This is a genomic window from Advenella incenata (assembly GCF_004217095.1).
Taxonomy (GTDB): Bacteria; Pseudomonadota; Gammaproteobacteria; order Burkholderiales; family Burkholderiaceae_B; genus Advenella; species Advenella incenata.
Genome location: NZ_SHKO01000001.1, coordinates 2,293,396 through 2,309,849, shown reverse-complemented (window position 1 = coordinate 2,309,849; position 16,454 = coordinate 2,293,396). Strand labels below are relative to the sequence as shown.

15 protein-coding genes are annotated in these 16,454 nt (G+C 52.1%); 3 read left to right on the top strand and 12 right to left on the bottom strand.

Annotated features, from left to right (window positions below; all coding sequences use genetic code 11):
- Positions 1-34: 34 nt before the first annotated feature.
- The 5 genes from EV681_RS10435 to EV681_RS10415 all read right to left on the bottom strand — a co-directional run bounded on the left by EV681_RS10435 (position 35) and on the right by EV681_RS10415 (position 4,364).
- Positions 35-610, bottom strand: coding sequence for an ureidoglycolate lyase (locus tag EV681_RS10435; protein WP_128394169.1), 576 nt, complete (start codon positions 608-610; stop codon positions 35-37).
- A gap of 78 nt (positions 611-688) precedes the next feature.
- Complete coding sequence (locus tag EV681_RS10430; protein ID WP_128394170.1) at positions 689-1,978, bottom strand: TRAP transporter large permease; 1,290 nt, start codon at positions 1,976-1,978, stop codon at positions 689-691.
- A 3-nt stretch (positions 1,979-1,981) separates the two neighbouring features.
- Positions 1,982-2,605 (bottom strand): TRAP transporter small permease subunit, encoded by a 624-nt coding sequence (locus EV681_RS10425; protein WP_128394171.1) that lies wholly within the window; start codon positions 2,603-2,605, stop codon positions 1,982-1,984.
- A 30-nt stretch (positions 2,606-2,635) separates the two neighbouring features.
- Entirely contained in the window at positions 2,636-3,670 is a 1,035-nt protein-coding gene (locus EV681_RS10420) for a TRAP transporter substrate-binding protein (protein WP_130303882.1), read from the bottom strand.
- Between the two features lie 37 nt (positions 3,671-3,707).
- The gene (locus EV681_RS10415) at positions 3,708-4,364 is read right to left on the bottom strand and encodes an RraA family protein (protein WP_242612191.1); all 657 of its coding nucleotides are present in this window, start codon (positions 4,362-4,364) and stop codon (positions 3,708-3,710) included.
- A 174-nt stretch (positions 4,365-4,538) separates the two neighbouring features.
- Here EV681_RS10415 and EV681_RS10410 point away from each other — a divergent pair, with 174 nt between their 5' ends.
- Entirely contained in the window at positions 4,539-5,459 is a 921-nt protein-coding gene (locus EV681_RS10410) for a LysR family transcriptional regulator (RefSeq protein ID WP_242612190.1), read from the top strand.
- Between the two features lie 338 nt (positions 5,460-5,797).
- On the opposite strand, the gene EV681_RS10405 is transcribed toward EV681_RS10410, so the two are convergent.
- The 7 genes from EV681_RS10405 to EV681_RS10375 form a co-directional block, all read right to left on the bottom strand.
- Positions 5,798-6,589, bottom strand: a complete 792-nt coding sequence (locus EV681_RS10405) for an acetoin reductase (RefSeq protein ID WP_130303881.1) — start codon at positions 6,587-6,589, stop codon at positions 5,798-5,800.
- Positions 6,590-6,901: 312 nt separating this feature from the next.
- Positions 6,902-7,969 (bottom strand): SMP-30/gluconolactonase/LRE family protein, encoded by a 1,068-nt coding sequence (locus EV681_RS10400; protein ID WP_130303880.1) that lies wholly within the window; start codon positions 7,967-7,969, stop codon positions 6,902-6,904.
- A gap of 80 nt (positions 7,970-8,049) precedes the next feature.
- On the bottom strand, positions 8,050-9,717 hold the full coding sequence (locus tag EV681_RS10395; RefSeq protein WP_242612189.1) for an ABC transporter ATP-binding protein: 1,668 nt from the start codon (positions 9,715-9,717) through the stop codon (positions 8,050-8,052).
- A gap of 5 nt (positions 9,718-9,722) precedes the next feature.
- Complete coding sequence (locus EV681_RS10390; protein WP_128394178.1) at positions 9,723-10,646, bottom strand: ABC transporter permease; 924 nt, start codon at positions 10,644-10,646, stop codon at positions 9,723-9,725.
- A 2-nt stretch (positions 10,647-10,648) separates the two neighbouring features.
- Complete coding sequence (locus EV681_RS10385) at positions 10,649-11,563, bottom strand: ABC transporter permease (RefSeq protein ID WP_128394179.1); 915 nt, start codon at positions 11,561-11,563, stop codon at positions 10,649-10,651.
- A gap of 78 nt (positions 11,564-11,641) precedes the next feature.
- Positions 11,642-13,153: an ABC transporter substrate-binding protein gene (locus EV681_RS10380; RefSeq protein WP_130303878.1), complete on the bottom strand. Its 1,512-nt coding sequence runs from the start codon at positions 13,151-13,153 to the stop codon at positions 11,642-11,644.
- A 383-nt stretch (positions 13,154-13,536) separates the two neighbouring features.
- Positions 13,537-14,316, bottom strand: coding sequence for a FadR/GntR family transcriptional regulator (locus EV681_RS10375; RefSeq protein ID WP_130303877.1), 780 nt, complete (start codon positions 14,314-14,316; stop codon positions 13,537-13,539).
- 372 nt (positions 14,317-14,688) lie between these two features.
- On the opposite strand from EV681_RS10375, the gene EV681_RS10370 reads away from it, so the two are divergent.
- On the top strand, positions 14,689-15,477 hold the full coding sequence (locus EV681_RS10370) for a sterol desaturase family protein (RefSeq protein ID WP_128394182.1): 789 nt from the start codon (positions 14,689-14,691) through the stop codon (positions 15,475-15,477).
- 104 nt (positions 15,478-15,581) lie between these two features.
- On the top strand, positions 15,582-16,445 hold the full coding sequence (locus EV681_RS10365; RefSeq protein WP_423191202.1) for a fatty acid desaturase: 864 nt from the start codon (positions 15,582-15,584) through the stop codon (positions 16,443-16,445).
- The last annotated feature ends 9 nt before the right edge of the window (positions 16,446-16,454 follow it).

Genomic DNA, 16,454 nt, shown 5'->3' with positions numbered 1-16,454 from the left:
GCGTGTACGCCAAGGCTTTACGATCGTATATTCCTCAGGATCGCGGACCCTGCGGGTCCTGCACCAAAAATCGTGTCTGATGCGTTTGCATAAAATCAATAAATTCAGTCTGCGTTGGGCGCACGCCACCGGCCAGATGCCGTTCAATTTCATTTTGCGTTTCCAGATCCGTGATGAAAGCCAGATCAATGTACGGCGCACCCACAGGAAAACGGGCAAGCGAATGCCACACGTGCTGCCACAGGAGTACTCCGCAGTCGCCATCGACATAGAATGCCCTGACATCCTCCGGCCCTACTGTTTGTTGTTCGACGCTTCCCTTGCCCACAACCATAATATAGGGAACGCCACCCAGTGGGAAGAAACATTGACTCACCTTCAAGTGCTTTTCCATAACGGAAAATTCGCGGCCCTTGTCATGATATCGGTTGAACATAATCTGCGGCTCTGACCCCGAAGTAAAAGGCAATAGCCACGACTCAACCGCGCCGCTAGCCAAATTTGCAGCCACATTATCCGGGCGCCGGACCAGCATGCCATAAGGCGCAAATGAGGCCTCGTCAGCGATTTCGCAACGAAGTTGTACGGTAGTTGCAATGGATGTATTCATTATATTTTTTTCACTCATTAAATAGCACAATTGAAATAGCGATCGAAAAGTTCATTGCTGCTGCGGCTGCATGGCCAATTATGAGACGGAGAACTGTGACGGCAGCCACAGGGCAATCTGCGGCAACACCAAAAGCATGCCGAGCAAAGCCAACAGCACCAAGCAGAAAGGCAAAGCGCCGATAATCACATCAATGAACTTGCCTTCAGCACGGATACTCTGGACCACGAACAGATTGATGCCGAATGGAGGAGTCAATTGACCCATTTCACACAGCAGGATTAGCATGACACCGAACCAGATTGGATCAAATCCCATTGCCACGACAATCGGCACAGTCAGGGGTGCAGTCATCACCATCATCGCCAGCGTATCCATAAAGCATCCCAGAAGAATATAAAATGCGATCAACGCCAGCATCGTGCCCATGGGGGACAGTTGCAGCCCAACCACAAAATCGACCAGTTCAGTGGTCAGGCCGATAGAAGAAAGCACGAAGTTGAGAAAGAACGCCGATAGTGTGATCAGAATGATCATACCGGTTGTGCGCATGGTGGACTCAAAGGCATGTCGCAGTGTGGCCAGGCTTAGCGACCGCTTTGACCAGGCCAGTCCAAGCGCTGCGATCACACCCAGTGCAGCCGATTCGCTGGCGGTGGCAACACCACTATAGATAACACCAATTACCAACGCAAAGATGACCAGTGGGGGCAACAAATGAGGTAAGCTTTCTATCCGCTCTTGCCATGTCACCTGGACACGCTTGCCTGCTACACTCGGACGCACGATACTGATGCCGATAATCAGCAATACGAACATAGTGGTCAGAATTAGTGCCGGTACGGTTGCTGCCAGATAAAGCTTGGGAACGGAAACGTTGGCGATCAGAGCAAACACAATCATATTAATCGAGGGTGGAATCAAAATCCCCAAGGTCCCTCCTGCCGCAATTGATCCCAAAAACAGGGGCGCGTTGTACCCTGCTTTGCGTTGTTCCGGTAGAGCCAGGGTCGAGATTGTTGCCGCAGTTGCCACACTGGACCCGCTGGTGGCAGAAAAAAGCGCTGACGCGCCGATGTTGGCATTCATCAGCCCACCGGGGAGCCAGGAAACCCATTTTGACACTGCGCCGTACATCCGACCAGCAATGCCAGAACACACGAGCAGTTCGCCCATGAGGACGTAAAGCGGGATAGCGACCAGCAGGAATTCAGCACTGGAGCCCCAAGCCAATTCACCGATGGCATTGCTCAGAGGCAATGGTGAAAATAACTCTGAGAGCGCCAAACCCAATACCCCCACTGTAGCGGCGGCAGTCACACTCATTGCGAGCAGGCCCAATAATAGAAGAACGGTAAAAGACAGCATGACTTATTTCTCCGCGGCGGCCAAAGCCTGGTTGGTTGGACTCAGGTCCTTTTCAAGGACCAGCTCTTCATTGATTTCTTCTTCTACCGAGTTGATGCCGATCAATGCACTAACCTCGCGGGGCCTCTGCTTGATAATCAGATAAATGGCGCAGGCTATCAAAACCACGATAGTGACCAGGAAGAACACGTACCCAGCGAACCACAGCGATTGAGGAATCCACTGCGGCACCTGCAGCGGCGTATTCGATACTGCATTGAAGGAAATCGAATCGGCCAAAACCTGCCACGCGTGATAAGTCAATACTGCGACAAACACACCCATGCATACCAATGCAAACAGGTCCAGTCCGATGCGGGCCCGACGCGATAAATGGGTATAAATAACGTCCACCCGAATGTGGGAGCGACGCAGCAGCGTAATCGGAAATGCCCACGCACTGACTATTGCCAGTACGTATCCGGCAATTTCATCCGATCCGCCTATCGACCAGCCTATCCACTTTCTCATGACCAGATCGATCACAATTAGCATCGAGGAAACTAACAGGCAGGCTCCTCCTATCCATGCACCGGCACCGGCGACTTTGTCCAGCATGCGCTTGGGCGCTAACGTTTGCAGTTCCATATTCAAGACCTTTTATGTTGTTATGCTCGCTCAACGTATCGTGATTCCGGCTGCCTTTCCCGCCGTTTCATTCCATTGTTGTACGCATTCCTTGCCACAACGCTTACCCCACGCCTGCGCCACTTTTTGAGCAACTTCACGCAAACTCTCCTGGTCCTGTACGGTCGGGGCAGCCGCTATCATATGGGCTTTCTCGTGAATCTGGCATTGGCCTTGCCCGGTATTGCAAGCAAGGGCAAAGTCGTTCTCGCGCTTGGTCTCCGCCCAGAATCGATCCTCTAGTACCTGTGCTTGTTCCTGTAATAACTTCTGTACCGCAGGATCGAGTTTTTGCCAACGCTTCAAACCTATTCCATAGAATCCGACAGACCAGTCTATTGGCAGGTTATAGAGGTTATTAGCCACCTCAAACCATTTTGCTGCGTTACCTGAACCAATCCCGGTTACAGCGCAATCGATAACGCCCGTCTGCAGAGCGGTAACGACTTCCGCAAACGGTAGAGTGACAGGATTGGCGCCCAACGCGGTCACATAATCAGCCATATTCCTGCCACGTGTACGTACCTTCTTGCCTTTGAGATCGCTCAGCTGCTTCACGGGTTCACGACAGAAAAATACCTGTGCCGTGTATGACGCCGTCGCAAGCAATTTGATCCCATGTCGTTCCCGCATCCGCTTGTCCAGTACGGGCCGATAAGCCTGGGCGATCTTATGTGCACTGTCGATGTCCGGTGCCATACCGGGCAAATCCACACCTTCGAACAACGCATCATCACTACTAACGTAAGCGAACACGCCCATGCCGATATCGATCGCGCCTACCCGCATCAGTCGTACGACTTCGGGTCCCTTAAGCCCGCTTTCAGCCAAACCACTCAGATCCGCCGTGATCTGGCCACCGGATGCTTGCGGTAGTGTCTCCTCCCAGAACGGCTTCTCGGTTGATCCGAACGTGTAGTTGTGGCTGCCGCCGCCGACTACTTTAAAATGGGTTTTGGGCAAGTCCTGGGCGGCTGCAGACATGCATGCCGAAGCCATGACAAGTGTGAATATTATTTTTCTCATAAGTTTCTATCCTCTGAAAAATGCAAAAAATGAACTCTCAATCGGCAACTGCAAAGATATTGTTTTCGATAGCGGCACGTGATCCGACAATATCGGGAAATTTCTCTCCCGCACGCAATCTTGCCAACGTTTGTTTCTCTTGTTCCTGAAATGCGATAGCCTGTTGCGCTGCCGAACATATCTGGTCACGTGGCAATACCAACACACCGTTTTCATCTGCCAATATGGCATCTCCCGGATGAACCGGCACGCCACCGCAACTGACTGAACCGCAAAACTCCCCGTCTTGAGCAAGCAGGCGCGTTGTAACGATGGAGGGCCCTCGCGACCATACAGGTACGCCATGTTCTCGCAGTTCCCCCAAGTCAGTAACGCATCCATCGACGATTAATGCTGCGACGCCCGCCTGACTCGCGGCATAGGCCATGGCACCACCAAATGCAGCGGTTACTATTTCACCGCAACGGTCGATGATCAACACGTCGCCTGGACGTGCGCAACCCATGGCGTGATGCAGAATCCCGCCATCCGTTCCTGGCATCCTGACTGTCACGGCTGTGCCGACGATCCGCCGGTCCGGCACATGGGCTCGAATACCAGAATCCATGAATCCGACGGTACGAAAATGTCCGACCGTGGCCGGTTCGGCGCGCTTCAGTAGTGCCAGGTCGTGCGCGGAAATAGGTAGTGGCATTGGATGAATCAGGTACATGCTAATCGTGATAATATAAGTAAATAAAAAATTCGGAGCGTCATAGAAAACGCCATCAAGTTACGAGCAGAATATCACGCAGTCTTGCGCTCACAATAATCAAAAATCCCCCTTACTTGAGAGATATTTCTTATCATGAGGATTACCCTAAGTCAGATGGAAGCCTTTTACTGGGCTGCTCATTTGGGCAGTATTCATGCAGCCGCGCGACATTTGCATTTGTCGCAACCGGCCATATCCGCTCGCATAAAGGAGTTGGAGGACACACTCGATTCCAAGCTATTTGAGCGGACTCGTCAGCGAGTCACACTGACCGAGATCGGCACAGCGGCTTTGCGCCATGCTGATCAGGCACTCAATAGCAGCCGCCAGCTTGAACATTTCCGCAAGGACCGAAGCCCTTCCGGAAAACTGCGTCTTGGAGCAGATGAATGCTCAGCAACTGTGGGCCTTACCGCTGTGATCGCAAAGATCAAGGAACACTTCCCCTCGCTTGACCTGGAAATCACTGTCGATGTGGGATCTGTCCTGAACCAAAAGCTCAATGCGAAGGAGCTGGACATAGCGATCCTGACCAACCCTTCCACCGGCTCGGAAGCCACAGATAGCTTTATTGGATGGATGCCCTTTGCCTGGGTTGCGTCCTCGTCGGCTCCTATCCTGCCTGTGCCATTTAAGCCAAATGATGCCCATGGCTTGAGTATTGCCACACATTCGGCGCCATCTACGCTCTATGCCGTTGTAGATGGATGGCTGCATTCAGGTGGAGTGAAGGCAAAATCACTCAATACGAGTAATTCATTAGCGTTGATTGCCAGATTGGTTGCGGCTGGCCATGCAATAGCCATATTGCCCTTGCCGCTATTGCAAGAGATGCTGGCCTCCGGCTCGGTGCGCACCTTGCCTTGTTCACCTCCCATCGAACCAGCAGGGTTCTATATCTCATACATGACAGCAACGCATAATCCTGGCATCGATGCGATTGTAGAACTCACCAAAGATACCTTGCTTCAATTAAAATTTCTCACGGTCGATCACCCGGCTGAACAGCAGTCAGACTTCAATCATGTTGATTAAAGCAAGCTGGAATCACTAACAACCAGAATGGCAACGGTAAAACGTTACTTATGATCATTACTTTTATTCCGATAACTTTTTACGATAGAAGTGAATCCCGTTGTGATGCCTGCGTGGCTTACTCGGACTAATAAGGGCAATATTGAATCTGCTGCACATGACGCTCTTTGGTCTGAGTGGGTGCAGCTCCACCTGCAGTTGCATTGGTTCTTTTTACATTTCGGCAAGGCGAAGGTCTTTGTATCCGAGGTGATACGCAGACCTGCCGAACTGCTAAAACCAGGTATACCGAATGTGCTCGAAATACCTGTACTTCGCTCCTTTTATACGTTTGTATGTCAAGAAAATTGGATGCCTCCATCGATCATGACCGACTGCCCGGTCATATAGTCTGAATCATTTGAGGCAAGATAGGAGACAAATTGTGCAACGTCTTTCGGAACTGAAACACGTCCCAGATGAATGAGATCGGAATATTTACGTATTGCCTGTCCTTTATTCAATCCTTCATTTTCTGCAAGTTTCTCGTCAATGAGGTCCCACATCGCGGTGCCCACGATACCAGGGCAATAAGCATTTACGGTAATGCCATATTTCGCCCACTCCATGGCGGCTCCCTGTGTAAGGCCACGAACACCCCATTTAGAGGCTGAGTAAGACGAAAGAAGCGCAAAAGGTCGATAGGCGACAATCGATGCAGCACCAATGATTTTTCCTCCGTTCCCCTGCGATATCATCTGCTTTGCAGCCAACTGGTAGGAAAGAAAAACACCTCGTAGATTGACCGCCATCATATGATCCCAATCTTCCGTTGAAATTTCCAGCAAGGGTTTCACTTGCGCTATGCCAGCATTGGCAACCATGACGTCGAGGCTGCCTAGCGTTTTGACGCTGTCATCAATCACTCGCTGAACGTCATTTTCAAAGGAAACATCACCGGTAACCACGACACTGTTGCGTCCAATTTTTTTTATTTCACTTCTGACGGTTTCCAATTCGTGACGATTTGCCTCTATATCGTTTACAGCTACGTTGAGCCCGTCTTCTGCGAGACGTAAGGCGATGGCGCGCCCTATTCCATTTGCAGCACCGGTAACAATGGCGTTTCGTACACTTTCTTTATTCGGCATGAATTGCTCCAATTTAGTTGGTTAAGTATGGCGGTCCATGCGAAAAAGCGATCTTATTTGCTAACCTATGGCACCCGCCTCCAACCCATAGAGCCTCTTCGCATATTTGCAGCGTAGCCCAAACCAGATGGCAGCAGGTATTACCATACTACTACACGCGCAACGGTAACCTACCTTATACGTATGCCGAGATATCGACAGATAGGATAACGGGGAGATCAAACGCAACGTGGTTGCACCGAGTGCAACCAGCAGAACATAACAAGCTCATGTAAGCAGTATGTTATTTGTGATCAAAAGGTCAAGTGATCATTAATCGAATGCAACCGCTCCGCGCGTATTGACGAATACGGAATAAATAGAATGGCTGCTCGCCATGAACAGTCGATTATTTTGCTCACCACCAAAACACAGATTTGCGCAACGCTCTGGCAAATGTATGTGTCCTATGGCCTGCCCTTGCGGGTTGAAAATCATCACGCCGTCCAACTTTGCAGAATCTGCGCCAGGGGCTCCGTTGCTGCCCCATCCGGCCCAGATATTGCCATCCTGATCACATTTAATTCCATCAAGCGCACCGGCGCCATCTACTTCAAGGAATTTGGTCTTTTCACTTAACTCGTTATCGGGCCCGACCGTATATACCCATAAAATTCGGCTTGGCTTGGCGCGACCTTCTACAACGTACAGTTTTTTCTCATCCGGAGAAAAACACAGACCATTCGGACCGGCCAGATCATTAATAACTCTATGCACTTTACGGGTTTGCGCATCAATACGATATACCGCGTCCGGCAATTCCTGTTTCGAAATCCGACCCTCGTAATCGTTTCCCAGCTGGAACGGCGGATCTGTGAACCAGACTGAACCGTCTGTTTTACATATGATGTCGTTGGGCGAATTGTATGGCTTTCCCTCAAAACTATCGGTTAGCGTAATGATATTTCCACTATATTCGGTACGGCTGATGCGTCGCGTTACGGCACCTTCACAAGTGAGTAGCCGCCCTTGCCGATCGCGTGTATTACCGTTGGGAAAATTTGCTGGCTTGCGAAAAACAGAAGCCTTACCGGTTGACTCGTCCCAGCGGATAATTTGATTATTGGCTATATCGCTAACGAGCAAATAGTTGCCGTCACCAATCCAAACCGGTCCTTCCAGCCAGCGAAAGCCGGTGGCCAGACGTTCAATACTCGAATTGAATATGCGGTATTTTGTAAAGGATGGATCAAGTATCTCCACCCCAGGATCAGGATACCGTAGCGATTGAGACCATTGTGCACCAGCCTGGCCTGACCCCAAAACGGCTGACATGGCCAGGCCTCCCTTGATAAAAGCTCGTCGAGCTAAACGATTGCCGCCTTGCGCTGCTGTATCCATTTGCATCTCCTTTTTTATATCGTAATAATTCTTTCTCTATAACGTGCCATTATGTATACCGATCAGCCTGATCTCCATATTTATACTGGCACAGTAATCCTGTCGCCCGAATGGGTCGACAACCACTTTGGCCGTGGCGCGGCGGCCAGCAGACGGCGCGTGTAGTCATGACTGGGCGCGGTAAACACGGTAGCAGTATCGTTCAACTCCACCACCTTGCCCTGCTCCATGACCATGATTCTGTCCGCAAGCGTTCGCACCACAGATAAGTCGTGTGTAATAAAAACATAGGATAAACCAAGTCGATTACGCAGATCGGCAAGCAGCTCAATCACCTGTGCCTGAATGGATACGTCCAGCGCAGACACGGCTTCATCGCAAACCACCAGCTCCGGTTCGCTCGCCAGCGCACGGGCAATCGCAATGCGTTGGCGTTGCCCTCCTGAAAACTGGTGCGGATAACGATCAGCATGCTCTGGCCTTAAGCCGACAAGTTCCAGCAACTCAATGGTTCTGTCGCGCCATCGCGCCTTGGGCAGAACATCGCCATGAATAGCCCAGGATTCCGACACGATTTGTCTGACACTCATACGGGGGTTCATCGATCCAAAGGGGTCCTGAAACACCATCTGCACTTTACGCCGGAACGAGAGCAGCTCACGCTCGTTCATCTCGAAGATATTCTGGTCACGGTAGTAGGCCGCGCCTGAACTCGCGTCGAACAAACGCAGCAGCATGCGCGCCACGCTTGATTTTCCGGAACCCGATTCGCCCACAATGCCTAATGTTTCACCTTTGCGCACGGTAAAACTGACATCGTCAACGGCTCGCAGCAGGCGCTTGCTTTTGAAAGGGCCAGAAGATACAGGATAATCCTTGATCAGATGCTCCACGCGTAACAGAATATCTTCCCCGATCACCGCCGCGCGCTGGTTGGAGGATTCGACCACGTCCCCGTGAGGTAATGCGGCAATCAGACCACGGGTATAGGGGTGCTGTGGCTGCGTAAAGACATCCTGCGCCACACCGGACTCTACAATTTTTCCTGCCTTCATCACAATGACACGGTCCGCCATCGAAGAGGCCACCTCCAGATCGTGCGTGATCATAATCAATGCCATGCCATGTTCGCGCTGAAGATCGCGAAGCAAATCCAGGATCTGCGCCTGGACGCTCAGGTCCAGAGCGGTTGTGGGCTCATCAGCAATGATGATATCGGGCTTCAAGGCAATCGCCATTGCAATCATCACACGCTGGCGCTGTCCACCTGAAAACTGGTGCGGATAGAAGTCGATGCGAAGCTCCGGTTCGCGTATGCCAACCCGGCGCAGCAGGTCTATCACTTGTTCCCGTGCCGCGCTACCGCGTGCCACCGCGTGACTCTCGAACACCTCGGCTATCTGCCGGCCCACTGTATATACGGGGTTCAGATAGGCAAGCGGATCCTGGAAAATCATGGCAATCTTGCAGCCGTTGATGCTCCGGCGCGCTTCGGTGCTCAGCCCTCGCAAATCCTTACCTTCGAAACGAATGGCTCCACGAACGATATCGCCGGGTGGACAGTCAACCAGGTCCATGACCGCACTGGTACTGACGCTTTTGCCGGAACCGCTCTCCCCCAGGATAACCAGCGTCTCGCCACGGCATACATGAAACGATACATTATCTACCGCTCGCACTGGTTCATTATCAGACAGAAAGTCCACCGTCAGATCGGCAACCTCCAAAATGGCCTGTCTATTGGTCATGGCATTCATTGTCGTGCTCTCTTTAATTTCTGCAAGCGCCAGCGCTGCTGAGGGTCCGCGACGGTACGCGCCCAACTAGACAAAACATTAAGTGACAATGTTGCCAGCATGATGGCCAGCCCAGGCCAGAAGGCAATCCACCACGCACTGCTCAGATAGCCACGGCCATTGGCCACCATGGCGCCCCAGGTAAAGTCGGGCGGCTGTATGCCCAGTCCGAGAAAACTAAGCGCCGATTCAGCCAGAATGACGGTGGCGAAATCGATCGCTGAAATGGTGATGAGCGTGGGCACCACAAGCGGTGCAATATGGCGCAGTACAATGCGTATGGATCCGGCCCCCATGGACCTGGCCGCGCTCACAAACATGCGTTCTCGCACCTCAAGCACTTCGGCCCGTGCAGTACGCAGATAAACAGGCATACGGGTGATGGCCAGCACGATAATCAGATTGGTAACACTAGGTCCCAGCGTGTACAGAACAATCAAGGCCAGAAGCAGCGAAGGGAAACTCATGATGATGTCTGCCATCCGCAGGATAACGTGGCTGTACCAGCGTTCGGAATAGCCGGCGATCAGTCCGAGCAAACCGCCAATCGTCAATGACAGCGCAACTGCTGCGGCGGCGATGCCCAGCGTATTACTGGCTCCGACCAGCAAGCGTGCAAGAATCGGTCGCCCGAGCGTATCCGCACCCAGGACAAAAAGCCAGCCGTGCGCTGCGCTGAACGGAGCCAAATTGCGATAACGCAGGCCAAGCCTGGTCGCTGCGTCACCCAACAGCCACGGTGCCAGCAGTGCCGCCAGCACAAGTATTGCCAGCAACAGGGCTGCGGCCAGGGCCAGCTTGTCCCGCAGCAGATAGCGCAGCAACAGACTCGAATACTGGGGGGAAGATGGGGTCGATAGCGTACTTGAAGTGGTTTGCATGATTAGTACCGGACTCGTGGATCGAGTACCGCATATAGCAAATCGATCACAATATTCAAAATGAAAATAGCGATAGCCGTGACCAGAATGGTCGATTGCACGACTGCAAAATCACGCTGGATGATCGAATCGATCATAAGCTTGCCTATGCCCGGCCAGCCAAACACTGATTCGACGATCACTGCGCCGTTGATCAGGCCCGTAGCCAGATCGCCGGCAACCGTGATGACAGGAAGCAAGCAATTGCGCAAGGCATGGCCAAACACAATGGATTGCCTGCTTAGTCCCTTGGCGCGAGCAGTCTTGATATACGGCGAGGCCAGCGACGACAGCATCGCGCCGCGCACCACTTGGACCAGCAGGCCGAACGGGCGCAGCATCAGCACAAAGACAGGCATAATCCAGTACTGCCAACCGCCGGTGCCCGACGTAGGCAGTATATCCAGCCCCACGGCAAATACGAGGATGGCGACAATCGCCACCCAAAAATCGGGGGCACTGGCACCCGCCAGCGATACGAGGCTGGCCAGTCGGTCAAATATACCGCGGGGTTTAGCAGCGGCGACCGATCCGATAATGATCGCCAGCGTTGTCGAAAGCAGTATGGCCACCGCGGCAAGCTTAAGCGTTTGCGGAAAGGCCTCAAGCGCCACGCCCATGGCTGATCGGTGTTGTCGCATGGACTCCCCGAAATCCAACCTCAGCAGGTCGGTCAGAAAATGCCAGAATTGAATATACGTGGGCTGATCCAGGCCATTCAAATGAGCGAATGCCGCACGTGCCTCTGGCGTGGAGTCCAGCGGAAGATATAGTGCGGAAGGGTCGCCGGTAAGACGTGTCAGGAAAAAAACCAGCGTCAATAGACCCAAAATGGAAATGACACTGTAGGACGCGCGCCGTCCAAGATAACTAAACATATTCGGATCCTTCAATTGCCTTGTATGCAGGAACTGCGCGGCTGCCCATGACAAGCGACACCCGCACAGAAGGAAACACTATTTCTTGAAACGAATATTGGCCAGAGGAATTTCGCTGTTGGTGCTAATGTCCGGCTTCCATTCAAGCCGCTTGCCCACACGCGTATAGCCTATCATGTGGTACATGGGTATGTCGGTCACATACTCCTTGCGAGCTTTGTCAAAAATCTTCTGAAAGCCCTGCTCTCGATCAGCGCCAGTGGCTGCCATGGCGGCATCAATTTCCTTGTCCATCTCAGGGCTGTTCATTACTGAATACTGGCCAGTGGAGCGATAGAAAATAGGGATGGTGAATGCGGCATCGCCTTTATTATTGTCATGCATGGACTGCAGCAAGGTAGGCCCGCGATCCTCAGGATAAGGCTTTTGCAGATAGCGCAACCAGTCGGCGACATCGAGCATGACAAGCTTGACGTTCAGGCCTGCTTGCTGCCACATCGTCATCATGGCTTCCATGGCTTCCCCGCCGTTGGGATAGATCCCATTTCGGCCGATAAGCCTGATTTCGGTATCAACCTTCACTCCATCGGCCTTGGCCGAAGCAATCAACGACTGTGCCTGCTTCAGATCATAGGGCCAGGACTTAAGATTTTTATCATAGCCTATGATGCCCTGCACCACCATTTGGGATGCACGTTGCGCGTCTTCGCCAAAAAGCTGGCTGAGCCCTTCCCAATCGATAGCCAGATTCAATGCCTTGCGAATGCGGACATCATCGAGCGGAGGCTGCTGCGCATCAATGCGAATTGCCGAGGTTTCGGAGTTCAAATAAGCGAAGTCCGTCTGCGGATTGGTTGCATCCTGGATGGCAATGGCAGGCGTGAGATCTGCCTCGCCCGTCTCTACCATGGCGGCGCGGATAGACGATTCCTGGCGCCATATATAAGTGGCCTTGGATACAGCCGGTTTGCTGCCCCAATAGCCGCTAAAAGGCTCGAGCACAACATTCTGCTGCGTAAAGCTTGCAAGCTTGAACGGGCCCGTGCCAACCGGATCATTCACCGCTTTGTCCGCCGGCGTGTTGGGAGAGACAATCATCACCACGCTCAGTAGCGTGGGCAGAATGGGCTGAGGTCGATCCGATTTAATTTCTACTATGTAGTTGTCAACCGGCGTGACAGTGAGTTTGGCATTGCCAAACTTGGCCATGTTGTTGCAGGTAAGCTTTCCCCCTGTCATGCGGTCAATCGAAAAAGCAACCGCTTTTGCGTTCAAATCAGCGCCGTCGTGAAACTTGACACCCTCACGCAGGGTAAGCCGCCACGTAGTCGGGTTCAGTTGTTCCCATTTTGTGGCAAGCTTGGGCTCAGGCTGGCCTGTTACAGTATTGATAACAGTGAGCGATTCGGTCACATTCTGGCTCAACACCTGTCCAACAGTCGTGATGATGGTGCCGCAAGACTCCAGATTTCCTGGCTGCTCGGGCAGCACAATGCGTATATCATGGTTGGCATCTTGAGCGCCTGCCGTGGATGCCGCCATGGCCAGGAAAGCGGCAGCCACCAGTGATGCAATGTTGGTTTGTCTCATATAAATCCTCCTTGGATGTACTTGTATTGGCGCGACCCTGCCCGTTACCGGCCAGAAACTGGCGCTATCTATGAACCTGTTGTGCACCCTTTTTCTTCACCGGCAACACGGGTCTATGGCAAGTGGCAGCCTCGAAAGTGTTGCAACCAAATCGCATCTGCCTTGAGCCTTGATGTTCCCTGCCCCAGATCCAGTCTCGTATTTGTGCAAACAAAACGAAAGAGTGGCTCCAGAGCACCGGTTATTGCTGCTTTTTTTTTACAGTGCGGCGCTTAAGAATAGGGTGATTGACAGACTTCCTTTAATTTAATATTGATAATATGACTATATGAGCAATCATATTATGACTTCAAGGAAAATGTCAATCATCCCTGACGTTAACTTCACGTTCGGTCATGGGTACTTGATGACACAATCTGTGTGGTTTCGTGAATTATCCTGCTGCGGGTGAGCGCGCGATAGCGCTGTATTCCAATCATCAGATGCGTGCGCATCGCATCGCGGGCGCGTTCAGGATCGCGCGCAAAGATCGCATCGGCAATGGCAGTATGCTCGGCAAGAATGGTGATGTCGCGGTTGGGCAGTAGATCCATACCCCCCATCACGGAGCGGAACTTGACGCGGGGAATCATGCGCCGGCCAATATGCTCAAGGAAAACCTTGAATCGCGCATTATTCGTAGCGGTGGCGATGGCCATATGAAAACAAAAATCGGCGTCGTCTGTTGGTTTGCCTTCATTGGCCAATTGGACAAATCGGTCCAGTTGAGCCAGTATTTCCGCCTCCTGGGCGGGAGAACTGCGCGTGGCGGCAAGACCGGCGGCTTCCACCTCAATACCGATCCGCAATTCCAGTTCCTCGATAATATCTGATATTTTGTCTGTGGCATGCGTAAACAACATCAGCAGCTCAGGCGGCTCGAGCGTGTCAAGCACAAACACCCCTGCCCCTTGGCGAGATTCGATCAAGCCATCACCCCGAAGGGCTGCAATAGCCTCCCGAATGACGGTGCGACTAAAACCGAATGTTTGCACCAGGACAGGCTCGGTTGGCAGTTTATCGCCTGGTGCGTATTGACCACTCTCTATACGAGCACGCAACTGATCTGCTACCTTAGCCGACAGTGCCCTTTTCCGTTGGACGAGCTTAATCGGTGCTGCCATGACGTTCTCCTGAAGCGATAAGTTATATTTATAAGTCATCGTATCACTTTAGGGTAATTAAGTAATCAATTTAGATTATTCAGCCGAAGGGGACACATAAGAAGGCAGCCTGGCCGCTCCTTGCTCTTGCAACTAAAACGCTCTACTGGCTGTTTATCCGTGCTAGTAGGTTGGCAGTGTTGCCTGTATTCAAGGATGAGCATCGCAGGCAAGCAAGTCAAATCATGTCCCAAGCCTTGACTTAGCTCACAGCGGTTTCCTCTTGATTAAATTAAATTGCCGTATATGATATTCCGATACTTTCTAACGGGATATGGTCAAAATATAATAACAGTGGCTATCATTACGCGATTAACATAACTTCATAATAATATGGATCAAGTCTTTCAATCGCTGTCCGCATGGCAGGTCATCCTATGGGGGCTGCTGTTTTTTTGCGGTATTTATCTGCTTTTCGGTAGCATCACATGGACCTTGACCCGGCATCTGTTGCCAGCGCTGGGCATTGGACGCATTCTGGACCCGCGACCGGTCACTACCGCCCAATTGCGTCATGAGTTTACCTGGTCTGGGCTCTCCATCCTCATTTTCGGCATTGGCATGATTTTCCCTTGGGGGTTGCTGCAACTAGGGTGGGCCTCTTTGGACCCGAACCCTTCCGGATGGCAGATTGTCCTTGAAATTCTCGTGCTTGCCATCTGGAACGATGTCCATTTCTGGCTCAACCACAGGCTGCTGCACACGCGCTGGCTTCGTCGGTTTCATTTGCCGCACCATCGCTCGGTGGTTACAACGCCGTTTGCCACGTACAGTTTCCATCCCATTGAAGCCCTGATGCTGGGCAATGTGATTCTGCTGCCCATGCTTTTACATGACTTCAGTTTCTGGGCGCTGTTTTCGGTACCACTGTTCAGCCTGTTCTTCAATTGTGTTGGCCATGCCAATTATGACTTTTGCCCAGGCGTGTCCTATGCACACTGGTTTGCTGCGAGCCGCCGCCATCATCTGCATCACGCCTGCTATAACGGCAATTACGGTTTTCAGTTCACGTTCATGGATCGCCTGTTCGGCACACGTCTTAAAGCAGATGCCGCAAGGCTTGTCATTGGTCGACTGGCCAAACGCAAGCTGCCAGACTCGATGGATGCAGGCACCACATGACGCTGCAGCGCAATCAATCAGGCCCAAAAAACCGGCCAACCAGACAACGGCAATCCGGCCTTCCTCAGTTGAAATATGCCAGAGATTGGCAAAGCCTGCTGTATATGTTGGCCTTGCCGACGCTTGTAATTTGGCAATGGATCTACGGCGTCTCTGCTGTGCTATATCCGATCCTGCTGTTTCTGACGCTGGGCATTGGTGTTATCCATCACAACCATACTCATCTGCGCATGTGGCACAGCAAGCGAGCCAACCGTTGTACTGATTTGCTTATTACGCTGTTGCAAGGACATCCCAGTTGCGTCTTTTTCCCAACGCATGTGGCCAATCATCATCGGCATAAGCATAGTGAACAGGATATTGCGCGCACCTATCGGTTTGCCGCAGGCGACACCAATACTCTGCCCGGCTATGTGCTGCATCCATTTCAGGCAATCGGCGTGTTGTATCCGGCCATTTTTCATTGGCTTGGCAGATTGCGTCGGCATAAACCGGGCGTCTGGCGCTATTGCTTGTGCCAGTACGCATTATGGATGCTGCTTTGGGCAATGCTGTTGGCGATCAACCCGGGAAAAACCATTCTGCTTGTGATCATCCCGCAGTTGCATGGGCTTCACTGGTTACTGGCCACCAATTATTTGCAGCACGCCCATGCCGATGGCTCTGCGCAAGGTCGCAAAGCGCAGTCGTCACTTGCCTATGCCCGTAATTTCGAAGGATGGGTCAACCCCCTTTTATTTAATATCGGTCTGCACACCGCGCACCACGAACACTCGCGCGCCCACTGGTCGCTGCTGACCCACTTGCATAAGAACCAGTATCGCAGCCAGATTCATCCTGCATTGCTCGAGGGTGGGCTAATACGCTATATGATGCGCACCTTTGTTAAGGGCACCGTCAGCCCGCGCTTTCGCAGTCAATCGCTAATGCATACCCATACTGACCCGTTGCCCCCGTCCACTTCCTGATGGCCTGAT

Excerpts from the sequence above, each read along its gene's own strand:
- EV681_RS10380 (WP_130303878.1), bottom strand. The coding sequence starts at position 13,153 with ATGAGACAAACCAACATTGCATCACTGGTGGCTGCCGCTTTCCTGGCC.
- EV681_RS10435 (WP_128394169.1), bottom strand. The coding sequence starts at position 610 with ATGAATACATCCATTGCAACTACCGTACAACTTCGTTGCGAAATCGCT.
- EV681_RS10430 (WP_128394170.1), bottom strand. The coding sequence starts at position 1,978 with ATGCTGTCTTTTACCGTTCTTCTATTATTGGGCCTGCTCGCAATGAGT.
- EV681_RS10395 (WP_242612189.1), bottom strand. The coding sequence starts at position 9,717 with ATGACCAATAGACAGGCCATTTTGGAGGTTGCCGATCTGACGGTGGAC.
- EV681_RS10385 (WP_128394179.1), bottom strand. The coding sequence starts at position 11,563 with ATGTTTAGTTATCTTGGACGGCGCGCGTCCTACAGTGTCATTTCCATT.
- EV681_RS10405 (WP_130303881.1), bottom strand. The coding sequence starts at position 6,589 with ATGCCGAATAAAGAAAGTGTACGAAACGCCATTGTTACCGGTGCTGCA.
- EV681_RS10370 (WP_128394182.1), top strand. The coding sequence starts at position 14,689 with ATGGATCAAGTCTTTCAATCGCTGTCCGCATGGCAGGTCATCCTATGG.
- EV681_RS10420 (WP_130303882.1), bottom strand. The coding sequence starts at position 3,670 with ATGAGAAAAATAATATTCACACTTGTCATGGCTTCGGCATGCATGTCT.
- EV681_RS10415 (WP_242612191.1), bottom strand. The coding sequence starts at position 4,364 with ATGCCACTACCTATTTCCGCGCACGACCTGGCACTACTGAAGCGCGCC.
- EV681_RS10425 (WP_128394171.1), bottom strand. The coding sequence starts at position 2,605 with ATGGAACTGCAAACGTTAGCGCCCAAGCGCATGCTGGACAAAGTCGCC.
- EV681_RS10365 (WP_423191202.1), top strand. The coding sequence starts at position 15,582 with ATGTTGGCCTTGCCGACGCTTGTAATTTGGCAATGGATCTACGGCGTC.
- EV681_RS10390 (WP_128394178.1), bottom strand. The coding sequence starts at position 10,646 with ATGCAAACCACTTCAAGTACGCTATCGACCCCATCTTCCCCCCAGTAT.
- EV681_RS10400 (WP_130303880.1), bottom strand. The coding sequence starts at position 7,969 with ATGGATACAGCAGCGCAAGGCGGCAATCGTTTAGCTCGACGAGCTTTT.
- EV681_RS10410 (WP_242612190.1), top strand. The coding sequence starts at position 4,539 with ATGGAAGCCTTTTACTGGGCTGCTCATTTGGGCAGTATTCATGCAGCC.
- EV681_RS10375 (WP_130303877.1), bottom strand. The coding sequence starts at position 14,316 with ATGGCAGCACCGATTAAGCTCGTCCAACGGAAAAGGGCACTGTCGGCT.